The sequence below is a fragment of the Bacillus sp. B15-48 genome (assembly GCF_016879755.1).
In the GTDB taxonomy this organism is placed as follows: domain Bacteria; phylum Bacillota; class Bacilli; order Bacillales; family Cytobacillaceae; genus Mesobacillus_B.
Genome location: NZ_WOFU01000003.1, coordinates 459,541 through 472,366, shown reverse-complemented (window position 1 = coordinate 472,366; position 12,826 = coordinate 459,541). Strand labels below are relative to the sequence as shown.

Below are 12,826 nucleotides of genomic sequence, written 5' to 3'. Positions count from 1 at the left end.
AGAGAAATAACAACTTTCATGCAATCATACTATCTCAATTGAACACTAGTGCCTTAAATAACAAGGTTTGGGTTTTTGGGGTGAGTCCCCGACATAGTAAAGCTTTACTTCACCGGGGAACGGACTTTTTTTTGTAACATAAAAACATAACTGACAAAAAGGAGAATTAGATGGAGTCAATTTTACATAGGCTACAGCCATTTTTACCTGTGGAGGTTTATCAAACGTATGCCGATTATGGTGTTTATGAATTGTTTGATAAAAATACAAATGAACAAATTGGCATGTACACTCTGAATGAACAAGGCGAGTTAGCTAGTTTTTCTATGGAGGGGGAAGCAGAGGCGGGGAATTTACCTAAGCAGGAGCTTGTTTCGATTGCAGATAAATTTATTGAAACTTTTCATCCTGATAAAAAGCAGGAATATGAACTTTCTGCAATGATTGAATTAGATAATTCTTATATGATTTCCTATGAAAAAAGAGAGGATCAATACGGCCTGTTTTTACGTAGCGAAGGATTTACCGTCTCCGTTTCAACATATGGAAGAGTTCAACAGTTTTTTTATGAAAAAGAGGACTATCAAATCATCTATCCTGAAACGATTATTTCTGAAGAAAAGGCTCTTGAAACGTATATGGACCATCTCAACTTTGAACTTAATATTACAAATTTTGATCAGGAGATTTTTAAAAACGGAGACAATCAAATTCATCTCGCGTACAGCGTGAATGAACATGCTTTTGATATCCCAGCTGATGGGCGTGAGCCAGCTGTACTGAGAGAGGAAATTGACTGGAAACCTATCCCTCCGCAGGGTGCCCCAAAGGATGATCTCTATATGTTAATCGGTTTAACAGCTAGGCATAAAAAATTGAAAGCAATCGAGGAAGGAAATAAGCGGACTGAAATCTGGTCCTTACGGGATGCGAACGGGCCTGTGAATAGCGATCTGAACGAAATAGATTCTCATATAATTAAGCTCTGTTTTGATCAAAAAAGTGGACATCTTCTGCAAGTAACTAGCGGGGAACAGGCTGACCAGAACGACAATGAAATGGGAATTGAAGCCGCTAAACAAAAAGCGTTGGATGTCATGTTCAAACTTTTTCCTGATACAGATGAACGGTTTCGACTCGAAGTGCTAGAGGACCATGTCGAGGAAGCCGATGATGAAGCCTTTCTTGAAGAGGAGGATTGCGAAGAGGTCGCGGATTCGTTTGTAGAAGAACTAGAGGAAACAGGTGGAGAAGATATCTTCGAAGGTGAGAATGAGTTGGAGGACAATTATACGTTCTATTTTCATCTCATGTTTAACGGTGTTCGAGTAGACGACTGTGTATCCATCATTGGGATTGGAAATCATTCAGGCAAGGTCAATCATTTTCAATTGAATGTTTTAGAAGAGGCTGATTATCAGCAACTTACTAGCAAACCAGTGATTTCGCAAGAAGAAGCGAAAAGGATCTACAAGGACCTACTTAAGATGGAGTTATTATTTGTCCGCGAGTATGATGAAAACTATAAAGCACTCTATACATTAAGCTATGGTCCATCTTTCCCAGAAACCGCTGGTCATGTCCGTTCGATTGATGCAATTACAGGCAAAGCGATGTATGTCGACATTGGAGATGCGCAATTTTTTTAAAATAAGGGAGGTGAGTTGGCTTGAGGTGGAATCTGTCAAAAAAAGCGAAAGAAAAAATTTTGAAATGTAATCTCCTGCCGATTCATGAGTCGGATGAAGAATGGGAAATGATCTTAAGGGAAGCAGAGGAAGAGGGGGAAGACCTACAGGGGCGTTTAACAGCCGAGCTTGAAGAAGTGAAAAGTGAATTGTTTCAGATTTTGCCTAGTCGTTTCATATCTTATGTAGAAAATGGGCAATTGAATCAGCATACCTTGCCAAAATCGGTTCGCGAAGATTATTTACAATGGATGAGAGAAAATGATAAGGAATTCGAACAAATTTTGGATGCTGCCTATGAGCAGACGATGCAGGCTGTGACATCCTTGCCAGCTACCGTTCAGGAAATCTTTGCGGAAAGTTTGCATGATTCGACGATTGAGCGCATCGAAAGGGAAGGGGGCAGTCTTCACCTTTACCTAAATACGGACGGTGGATTTTCAACGAAAGCGTTGATTCATTTTATTTTTAAAAAGATTGTCTCGGAAGATAGCGACCAACCAATTGAGATTGGGCAATGGTTGGTTTATGACGAATTACAGAAAACAAATAATGGATATGCGTTCCGAGTATTGTTTGAAAGTCCCGAAGATGAATGGACAATTTCAATGGAGGATATGGATGCTCGCTATTATTATCGCCCTAGTCTCTTTTTTAGATTGAGAGATGAAGACAAGCTAGAGGAAACCTCTTTAACAGAATATACGGAACAACTAAATGTAGATCAAACTTATTGGTTCATAACCCCCGATGTGACGTGTACCATTCAATCCTTGAAGGATAAAATCATCTTAGAAAACGGGAAGATTGGGTACGGAGCCAAGGAACTGGTTGTTATAGTTGGAAATGAGCGGTTTACCTACGATATAGAAGAATGCAATCCGATTGAGTTTATTTACACAGACATATATGAAGATCCCTATGCACAAGCGAACGAACCTGTGCCAACCGAAGATCTTGAGCAAGCCGCATTAAGTGATGAATTAGCATGGCAAGTTCGAGCATGGAATACGATGTATAGAAATCCGAGAGAGCTAGCGGACATCATCAATAGGATATTGCTAGAAATCGAGGTAACCGAAGAAAATGAAATGATCTTAAGTGTTTATACCCGTCATTTCCATAAAGAAGGGATTTTAACAGAAGCCGTCATTGGAAAGTTCAAGACTTTGGTTGAGTAGCTGAAAGTTTCATTGGTAGGATGGTTTTTTCATAGCTTGCGGACCACACTTTTCGCGAGGTCGAACGCTTATTGGCCATTATTGATCTGTTTGAGGCTAGCCTTACTTCAGGGAAATAGATTTGTTTTTGTGAAATTACAAGGTTTATATATAAAAATAGTTCGCGTCTGCAATGGCTGATCTCTTCATAATTATTCCATCATCACCCATGGGATTGCGTATGCTTTGTACTAACCAAAATTAATCGTTAGAATGGGGGAAACGTACTTTTTATGAAGGGATGTTCAAGATGCAATCATTAAAAGGGAAAAAAGCACTAATCAAGGTGGAGCATAGGAGGTGGAGCATAGGGACGTACCGAGACTGGTGAAAAAGTCTACTGTTTTCCTCCGGAAAACTTATTAAAGTCAATCACTAAATCTATTACTTTATTGATAACGAAAAAACCCCCTAAATGGTATAATTAGTACGACCAAATACCAAACCATTAGGGGGTTTTTTTCATGCTTCGAAATGATCCAAAGCAATATAGTTTTCACTCTGTATTATACGATAAAATTCCAGAAAATCATATCCTTAAAGTCATCTCTACTGTCGTTGATTTTAGTTTTATTAATATTTTATTAGAAGATACCTACTGCAAAGAATTCGGACGTCCGGCAAAAGAACCAGAAATGATGTGTAAACTCCTCTTTCTGCAACACTTATATAATTTATCAGATGAAAAGATTCGAATGGAAGCTAGCTTAAATCTAGCTTATATGTACTTTATTGGCATCAATCCAGAAGATTCCCTACCAGATAAAAGTCTACTTTCAAAATTTAGAAAACACCGTCTTGGCGACGACACACTCGATGATATCCTTACGGAAATGGTTAGACAATGTGTAGAAAAAGGAATTCTAAAAGGGAGTAGTGTCAGTCTAGATGCCACTCACATTATGGCCAATACGATTAAGAAAACGCCTGAACGTTTAATGAAACACCTAGCCAGAATGATTATTTATACATATGAAAAAGAAACAGAACAGCAGATTGAAAATTTGCCTGAAGTACCGAATTATAAGGAAATAGCCGATCACCGTGAAGCGAAAGCTGTGATGCAATCTTATTTAGAAGAAGTCATTGAGTTAGTTGAAAAGCAAACCACGGACAATGAAGAACTAACCAATCAGTGGATTCAAAAAGCAAAAGACATTATTTATGACCCAAAGTTCATTAATCAAAAAGGAATCCGTTCCATTGTCGATGAAGATGCAAGGGTAGGACGTAAAAGCAAAACTCAATCTTTTTTCGGATATAAAACAGAGATTATGATGACCACAGATGAACGTATTATTACTTCGGTTCGAACAGCTGATGGTTCTAATGTAGATGGTAGTCATACAAAAGAAATGCTCGACCAAACACAAAAAGGTGGCGTGAAAGTTAAAGAAGTGTATGGAGATAAAGCGTACTTTAGAAAGCCAATTCTGGACGAAGTCCAGGCGATAGAAGCTAAACCTTTTATTCCTGTCAGCTCTACCGTTTACCGTGTTGATGAAGAAGAATTTTCATATAACAAAGACGCTGACGAATGGCAATGCAGTCAAGGAAACACAACAGTCAAAAAGAAACACTTTACGTCTAAAAGAAAGGACGGTGTAAGAGAGGGCTATAAATATTACTTTGACATTAAACAGTGTAAGGAATGCCCTTTACATGATTTGTGCGCAAAAAACACTGCTCGTAGAATATTAACCGTTGGTATGAATACGGCAGAATTCTACGAAATGTCTCAATATCAAAAGACAGAAGAGTTTAAAGAAAAATATAAGAAAAGAGCTTCCATCGAAGGGGAAAATGCGGAACTCAAACGTTTCCATGGCCTATCCCGAGCAAGGGGATATGGTCTATTAAGCGTGTCTAAACAATCTAAATTAGCTGCCATTGCAGTAAATATTAAGCGGATAGCAGCGATAGTATCCGCTTAATAAGAGTAAATAACTGGAATTACCCAGTATTTAGTATCATTTTATAATATAAAAATTTAAATTTCCCTTCTGGAGTTACCTCCATTTAATTATTTCTCAAAAAAACACTACTTTTTCACTGGTCTCGGACGTACCCTGTGCTTCTATCTCCTTTTTTTTAGACATACATCGATTCCCCGTTCCCGTGTTAATGATGCACCATCCGCCCGTTGGTATCTGCCAAATGTCGATGCATCCTTCAAACGGTCTAATATTTGTCCGATTCGCCCAGAACAATTCCAAATCACCCAAGATCGGAACGGACTCTTTGGAGAAGTGAAAAATCTATTGTTCCAAGGCCGTGAAATGCATTGTAACGTCAGTATCAATGGGCAAGAAATTCAATTCGTTACCGACATTCGCAGCTCTCTTAAAATAGGTGATACGGTTTCATTAAGTGTGACGGACATGGTTACAGGTGCCCCTCAAAAAGTCTTGGTCTAACGGGACGCGGGGACAGGTACAGGTACCGCGTCCCTCGTGGTGCACTACAAGCCTGCCCCTAGTACAATTTGTAAAGATCATTCTTTGACCAGGGGGCAGGCAACGTTTTTCATACAGCAAAAAAGGTATAATTCCCTAGAAATATAAGGAATCATACCTTTTTAAAATTAATCAAGGTTAAGGAGCCTGTGAATGAAATGGAAGGCGGCGCAGACTCCTGCGGATTACCGCTCGTTCACAGAAACGAAGCCGCCTGGAACGGAAATCAACAGCTAAGTATTAACACGATGCTAAATTTAAGGGACCTTATTCAGTGGCCTCAAAAATTAGCTAGCCTTTTCTTCGGCCTTTTCTTCATCTTTAACAGACTTGCTAGTAAATAAGCTAGTTTTTTCAATTAAGAAATATAAGACCAGTCCTGCGATAAGGCCATATGTTGCACCGTGTACCGCTAAGACAACAGCCATTATTCCAGCAACACCGCGCTCTGCTGTAGTATGAACCTGTTCAACACCAACACTAATACAAACATAGGCTGTGATAATTAACGTTAATGATAAAGCGATTGGGAGAACTGGCTGGAATAAGCTAACAAGCGGCAAAACTAATAATGCGATGAAACCAGCAATCCAGAACGTACCCATTCCACTATGGATTGAGTCCATTGCTTTACGGCCATATTTATAACGTTCAATGATTGTTGCATGAACAGGTGTCCAAAGTGGCCCTGCTAACCCTGGATATGGGGCAAAAAAAGCGTGGAGCAGATTTCTAATCGCCGTAACAATATGTACTCTATTCACATTTGAATCAATTGCCTCATCATTTCGCACTTTTTCAGCTTTCTGTAAAAGTGTCTTACCGACAATCATGTCACCAAATGAAATAATATAAGCGATGATTGCTGTAGGAACTGCTAATAAAAATATCTGAAATGAAGGAAAACCAACCGTAAACGGCAGATAGCTCCACATTTCTTTAAATGCAGGTTGAGTGATTCCCCATTCAATATTTGCCAGCGGATACTCACTAAATATCCAGCCGATAATCATCGCACTGATCATAGCTGGAACCAGACCATAGTTAGCCACAAATTTTGCGATTTTATTTTCCTTTACTAGATTCTTAAATGATAACGAGAATAAGAGATAAAAGGCAATTAAACTACCGAGAATCAAAGAGATAGGCGTATTCATTAACCGCCCGCCATGTTGAATTTCTCCCATTAATGCTGCGAGCCCTGCACCAATTAAAATCCCTCCCTTAAGGGAATTAGGGACAAGTTCAACTAATTTTTCGCCCAGCTTCGTTATTCCCATAATAAAGAAAATGAGAAAGACAATAAATTGTAAGGCAAACAGTGCTTGAATGGATTCAGGACCAGGTTGAAAATCACCTAAAAATAAGAGAACAACAGGAATAGCTGGTGTAATCCACCCGGGTACCATCGCTACTCCTAGCAAACTAGGAAGTATAAATCCAATTCCGCCAATAAATACATAGGCCAAGGTAACTTCATAAGGTAATCCTAAATATTCGGTTAATAGTGGAATCATCCCAAGACTTACCACAAACATAATTAAAGCTTGAACAAATTCAGCTGACTCCCAACGGTAGTGAATAAAAGGCAACCTAATTTTAAACGGTCCAGCCGCCCAATATGGCTGTTCTTGACCCTCTTTGCGCTTGTAAATTTGCATACTTGTCCTCCGTCTGAAAAAATAATATTTTAAAATCTTTTAAAATTTTGATATTTCCACACACACCCCTCCCAGTAGAAGAATTCTTTTGCTTTTTACTATAGTACGAAACTTTCATGTGGTTTAGTTTTAGATTTTTGTGATAACACTTATACATTTTTGCTCTATTCTACATTTTCTGTCAATTCGGAATACAATTTTCTGTAGACACGAGGAGATACTCCTTCTATTTTTTTGAAAGTTGCCGAAAAGTGAGCTGCGCTAGAAAATCCACAATGATTAGATATCACTTCCAATGGCAATTGCGTTATTTGTAATAGCTTTTTTGCTTTTTTTATCCGAAACTTTATTAGGTATTCTACAAAATTTAAACCGACCGCATCTTTAAACTTACGACTGAAATGGGAAGGACTTAAATAGACGAGGTTAGCAACCTCTGATAATGTTAGTGGTTCAAAAAAATTTAGTTGTATATATTTAGTTGCCGTTTCTATCGGGTTAGCTAAATCTAATTCAAAGGCTTTTTTTGTGGTGGGTGTACGATCTAAAATTTCATCCCCTTTTAGAACAAAGCTGATTGTTAAGAAACGGTCGAAAAGTGCTAGGATATTACTTTTAAATGTTGACTTTAAAAGATACCCTGAAAAACCGGCATTAATACAGTTTTGAATAGTGTCAAAAGTTTGAAGTTGTGTAAGAACGACAACAGGTAAATGCGGGTAAATTTCAAGAGCTTTTTTCCCTAGTACCATCCCATCCTCATCCGGCAGTGAGAGATCAAGAACCATTATTTGAGGCTGCTTTTGTTTTAAATAAACCATCGCTTCTTCAGCAGATTCTGCTTCATAGATTGATAAAAAGTTAAATTTGCTTTCTGAAACAACTGACCTAAATATTTGTATACTTTTAAGATCATCATCGACAATTAAAATCTCACCCATTTTTGACTTTCTCCTCTTCTTGATTTACAAACCTGGTGTCAAACCGCACTCCAATTGGTTTAGTTATCATTATATTACCAGAAAATAGGGGGAAGGGACACAGGGACAGGTACGTTGTCCCTGAAGAAGTGTAAGAATGGATCTTGTCTTGTGGAAGCATAGGTGGGAAGCATAGGGACGTACCCTGTGCTTCTATTTCCTTTTTTCTAGACATACATCCATTCCCCGACCCAAAATTGTCCAACAAACCGCCCGCTCCATCCGCCAAACATTATGATATAATAACCAGGTCATATATTGATTAGATAAAAAGTGTTTTGTTTATAAAAAGCAGGTGGACAGATGATAAAAACACAAAATACGCCATATCGTTGTCCGTTGACTTTGACGAATAAGGCAAAGGATAAAGTACGAGAGCTTGGGCTGGACGAGCGATCGTTTTTTTTATTGGAGAAATCCTTTCATGTTTATATCGAAAAGTATCCGCAGTCGGCAGACGGCCTTGTTTCGGCTGCCTTGTTTTTTGATCTCGAGAGAAACGAAAGACTGGCTAAGAAGGTCAATCGCTTTGTTGTTGTGCTGCATTGTTTGGTGAAGCCGGATCGATTGGTTGCCACCAATGTGACAACGAGGCCGAAGCATATTCCGGTGGCGTCCAATTGGCGGCTTCCGGCAGATCTCGCGTTTGACTTGAATGCTCAAAGCGGCGGACCTTTGCCGGTTGGGTTACTGAACTCCATTCACAACATGCCGGTTGCGCAGGAAAGTTCCTTGTACGTGAAAAAGCGGATTGCGAGTTGGGAAGGCTACCTGAAAATCCAGGAGCAGTCGGCGGATATACCTGATATCACATCCCGTTACTCCGCGCTTATTTTTAATGATAATTTCAGCCGGGTAAAAATCACGGGCTGCCAGATGAATGAAAAGGAATGGAAATCGCTCAAAGATATGAGCGTCAAGCTAAAGGGCATCGACCAGGATATCGGCAAAGTCCTGAAAGCGAATCGCTCGGCTTCCACGGTTGAAGTAGAATTGCACGGTTATATGGAGGAACAAGCCCGTACGCAGCGGCTTGATCGGCACCCAAGGGAAGTCATCTTCAGCAATTTTGCCACGTTAAGCCAGGTGAAAAGGCTGCGGCAAGGGTTTAAGCAACTCGAAAATGGTTTGGCGGCAAACCCCGAACTGGAACGTCTTTTATTTGAAAACAAGCCTCCCGTTAAAGAAATCAAAACGTTGGCAAAGCTGCAGTTTCACAACCGATTGAACGAGTTTCAGCGCGCAGCGGTTACAGGTGCTATGAGTGCAGAAGACTTATATGTGATTCAAGGGCCGCCTGGAACAGGCAAGACGACGGTTATTTCTGAAATCTGCCTACAAAATGCGAAGGCCGGGCTGCGAACCCTGGTTGCTTCGCAGTCGAATTTGGCGGTCGACAATGCCCTCGGCCGATTGCTGGCAAACAAGGATATCCGGATTCTCCGGGTCGGACGGACGGAAAGCATTGAGGAAGAGGGCAAAAAATTCATTGAAGAAAATGTCGGGCAGTATTGGAAAGACCATACGCTTAAAGAAGTTTCGAGCCAATTTGAAGCCCGTAAACGGCGGGAATCACAGATTGAAGCGGAATGGGCGGCGAATGAGCAGGAACAAAATCAGCTTCAGCTCAAGCTGGCACGAGTGGAAGCAGCGCTTGAAGCGAAAAAGAATGCCCAGCAACAGTTTAGTGAAATTCAGGCCGTTATTGATCATCATAAAAAGCACCTTCAAGTTGAAAAACAAGAGAGGCAAGCAGTTAATCAGTTTTTAGAGAAACTTCAACAGTCGCTTCGCTTGGTGAATGACACCATTGAAAAAGACGAAGCTTTTCTCGTTGATAAGCCTGATAGTGAAGTGATCCGAAAAGAGCTGGAAGCCATCCAGCAAGAGATGGTACGACTGCGTGAAAGTGTGGCCACTCAGGAGCTTGAGGACGAAATCCATGAAACGAAACAACTGAAAGACCAGGTTTCGGCTGAATGGGAGAAGTGGAAAGAGGCGGCGAAAGAGAAGGGTGCTCTAACCGATCGAATAACGACTGCAAAAAAAATCGACAGCTTGAAGTGGATCATTTTGGAGCAAAACTTCACCCGGTCTTTGCAGATACAGTCAGCAATCGTCAAGCTCGACCATCTTCGCGAAAGAATGAAACAGGTGGAAAAGCTGAAGGAATATCATGAGAAAGTATCCCGCGCGATTTCCTATCTTGAACAGTTGCTCGGGGAGCAATACGGACAACTGCAGCAGGAAGTGAGAAATGCGCCTCCCGTGCCCGCGACAGCGATTGAAATCGATCAGATTTTAGACAAACTGAGACGTGAGCTAAAAGAAAAATCAATGATTCATTCGCAGAGGCTAGCAGGATTTCTTAAGGGGCTTTATGCGAGGAAATCTTATATTTGGCAAAAAGCGGACCAGCTAAAACTTAAAGATGCAGATAAAAAAATGGCGCACGAAGCCCTTCAGCAGTTGAAGGAGGAGCTGATTAGCCAGCTGAAGCCTATCCTGGATGAGAATAGGATGATGCTGCAAAAGTATCAGCGAGAGGTGGACGAGCAGACGGCCAAGCTGACTGCTCTGGAAAATAAACGAATGACGATACCGACCGCAATCATTTCAAATGCGAGGGAATTAATTCGTGAAAAAGAAGCAAAAGCGTTGGAACTCCAGAAAAGGAAAGAGCAGTATGAGGAAGCAAGGCTTCGGGTTGAAAGAAATCGCCAGCAGCGGGAACAGGAAGTGCGTCAGTTGCAGGAAGCAGAGGAGAAACAAACGGAGATTGAAGCACGGCTTGCAGAGCTTTCCAACATAATCAATACAAAAGAATCTGAACGAAGCCCGCTGACTGAAATCCTCTCTTTAGAACCGGAACAAGAACACGAAGAAGTATTAAAGCAGCTGGCGAGTGTTTCTTTTAACCGGGAGTCGCTGAAACAGGAACGGGAAAAACTTCCGCTGTTCCAATCCATCCAGGGGGTGTGGCGTTCCTTGCTGGAAGAAGCAAATGACCATGACCTGGATGAAATCCGGAAGCTTTATGTGAAGCATGCAAATGTGATTGGAACAACATGTGTGGCCTCAGCTCGGAAAGATTTTATGGAAAGCTACCCTGTTTTTGATGTGGTCATCATCGATGAAGTCTCAAAAGCAACCCCGCCGGAGCTTCTCTTGCCGATGCTGAAAGGGAAAAAAGTCATCCTGGTCGGCGACCATCATCAGCTGCCGCCTCTTTTGGGAGACGATACTCTTGAGGAAACCTTGCAGGCAATGGCCGAAGAAAGTGATGATTTTGAGGGGAAGGCTGAATTGAAAAAGCTGTTGAGCGAATCGCTGTTTGAGCGATTGTTTAAAAACCTGCCGAAAAGCAATAAAACGATGCTCGCGATTCAATATCGAATGCATAAAAATATTATGGAAACCATTACGCCATTTTACAGGCAGGAAAACGAACGGCTGCAATGCGGCTTACTCGACTCCGATCGGGACCGGGACCACAAGCTGTCATCACAGCTGATTGGACGGAACCATCATCTTCTTTGGCTGGATATGCCGAACGAACCTGCATTTTTTGAAGAAAGAATGAAAGGCGGAAAAAGCCTGTACAACCCGGCCGAACTGAAAAAAATTGGCGAATTGCTGACGGAGTTAAACGCGGCCACCGCGGAGGCAAAGCAAGCGGGCAGAATGGAAGCTGATGAGAAAAAGAGCATCGGGGTCATCAGTTTTTACGGAGAACAGGTGAAAAGGATCGACCGCATGTTCCAACAGGAGTTGCGTTTGCCGCACTTAACAATCCGTACCGGGACCGTGGACCGATTCCAAGGCATGGAGATGGATGTGATTCTGTTAAGTATGGTGCGCAATCATGATCATAAGCAGGATGATATCGGTTTTGCCAAAGACTACCGCAGGCTGAATGTCGCTTTGTCGAGAGCAAGGGAGCTGCTAGTGATGATCGGCAGCACGAAGATGTTTACCGAGCGGACGAAACATAAGAGCGCAAGGCAAATGTATACTCACGTTTTGGAAACCGCAAAAAAACAGGATGGGCTGAGAACCTTTGAAGAGGTGAGTGTGCATGGATAAATTAAAAAAACGGCTACGCTCGAAATTACTTGAAAATCCAGCTGTCGAGATGATGAAAACCGATGTCTGGCGAATCCCGGTGATCACCTATTCTGTGGCCTTTCATCGTGTCAAACGGTCGAAAATGGATATTCTCATGAAAATGATGCTGCTGACATTTGAGCAGACCCAAATCCGGCGAGCCGCCAATTTGGCCGAATTGCTGCTGGTCGAAGAGCTCTTCATTGAGGACTTATTAAAAAAAATGCAGAGAATGCGCTTGATCCGGCTTGAAAAAGGAAGCTACAAGCTGACATCGAAAGGGCATGAACAGCTAAAGTCCGGCATCATGGAAGAGGAATTGGAAGAAGAGTCGGCAGAGCTTTTCTACAGCTTGTTGCACGATGAAATTTGGCCGGAGATGACCGAGCCTTTGAACGAAAGTGGTAAAAAGCTGCCGCTTTACCGGTATGCAAACGATGAGAATTTGATGGATGCGGACCGGATTTTGCAGGTTCTATCCGAACGGCACGACGGTGTGGAAGCGGAAGACGGCTATCAAACCGTCGTCGCTGCTGTGAATCGTTTCGACCAGCAGGAGGTAGAACACATCCCGTGCTTGGAATTCCAACTGTACAATAAAGAACAGGATATTTATTACGCGCGTGTCTGGAATACATGGCTTGGGCGCTGGGATGAAACGCTTGAGAAGCAGATCGAAGAGAAGGAACGTCTGGAATGGCGGGAATGAAGCAA

The 12,826-nt window shown here is 41.6% G+C and carries 7 protein-coding genes and 1 pseudogene; 6 read left to right on the top strand and 2 right to left on the bottom strand.

Features of this window, described 5'->3' with window-relative positions; genetic code table 11:
• Window positions 1–170: 170 nt before the first annotated feature.
• From GNT69_RS12740 to GNT69_RS26195, 4 genes and pseudogenes are all read left to right on the top strand, one after another.
• Window positions 171–1,649, top strand: a complete 1,479-nt coding sequence (locus GNT69_RS12740) for a YcdB/YcdC domain-containing protein (protein ID WP_203555330.1) — start codon at window positions 171–173, stop codon at window positions 1,647–1,649.
• Window positions 1,650–1,669: 20 nt separating this feature from the next.
• A complete protein-coding gene (locus GNT69_RS12735; RefSeq protein ID WP_203555329.1) occupies window positions 1,670–2,869 on the top strand; it encodes a DUF4085 family protein in 1,200 nt (399 codons plus the stop codon).
• A 503-nt stretch (window positions 2,870–3,372) separates the two neighbouring features.
• Window positions 3,373–4,839, top strand: a pseudogene (locus tag GNT69_RS12730) (IS1182 family transposase); the annotation flags it as partial.
• Between the two features lie 63 nt (window positions 4,840–4,902).
• The gene (locus GNT69_RS26195; protein WP_203555470.1) at window positions 4,903–5,325 is read left to right on the top strand and encodes a TOBE domain-containing protein; all 423 of its coding nucleotides are present in this window, start codon (window positions 4,903–4,905) and stop codon (window positions 5,323–5,325) included.
• Between the two features lie 326 nt (window positions 5,326–5,651).
• Here GNT69_RS26195 and GNT69_RS12720 read toward each other — a convergent pair whose 3' ends face one another.
• A complete protein-coding gene (locus GNT69_RS12720) occupies window positions 5,652–7,025 on the bottom strand; it encodes a solute carrier family 23 protein (protein ID WP_203555328.1) in 1,374 nt (457 codons plus the stop codon).
• Window positions 7,026–7,189: 164 nt separating this feature from the next.
• Window positions 7,190–7,966, bottom strand: coding sequence for a helix-turn-helix domain-containing protein (locus tag GNT69_RS12715; RefSeq protein WP_203555327.1), 777 nt, complete (start codon window positions 7,964–7,966; stop codon window positions 7,190–7,192).
• 342 nt (window positions 7,967–8,308) lie between these two features.
• On the opposite strand from GNT69_RS12715, the gene GNT69_RS12710 reads away from it, so the two are divergent.
• Window positions 8,309–12,091: a DEAD/DEAH box helicase gene (locus GNT69_RS12710; RefSeq protein WP_203555326.1), complete on the top strand. Its 3,783-nt coding sequence runs from the start codon at window positions 8,309–8,311 to the stop codon at window positions 12,089–12,091.
• Window positions 12,084–12,821 carry a hypothetical protein gene (locus GNT69_RS12705; protein WP_203555325.1) on the top strand — a complete coding sequence of 246 codons (738 nt, stop codon included), beginning with the start codon at window positions 12,084–12,086 and terminating at the stop codon, window positions 12,819–12,821. Before GNT69_RS12710 ends, GNT69_RS12705 begins: the two co-directional genes overlap by 8 nt.
• The last annotated feature ends 5 nt before the right edge of the window (window positions 12,822–12,826 follow it).

Excerpts from the sequence above, each read along its gene's own strand:
- GNT69_RS12740 (WP_203555330.1), top strand. The coding sequence starts at position 171 with ATGGAGTCAATTTTACATAGGCTACAGCCATTTTTACCTGTGGAGGTT.
- GNT69_RS12720 (WP_203555328.1), bottom strand. The coding sequence starts at position 7,025 with ATGCAAATTTACAAGCGCAAAGAGGGTCAAGAACAGCCATATTGGGCG.
- GNT69_RS12715 (WP_203555327.1), bottom strand. The coding sequence starts at position 7,966 with ATGGGTGAGATTTTAATTGTCGATGATGATCTTAAAAGTATACAAATA.
- GNT69_RS12710 (WP_203555326.1), top strand. The coding sequence starts at position 8,309 with ATGATAAAAACACAAAATACGCCATATCGTTGTCCGTTGACTTTGACG.
- GNT69_RS12705 (WP_203555325.1), top strand. The coding sequence starts at position 12,084 with ATGGATAAATTAAAAAAACGGCTACGCTCGAAATTACTTGAAAATCCA.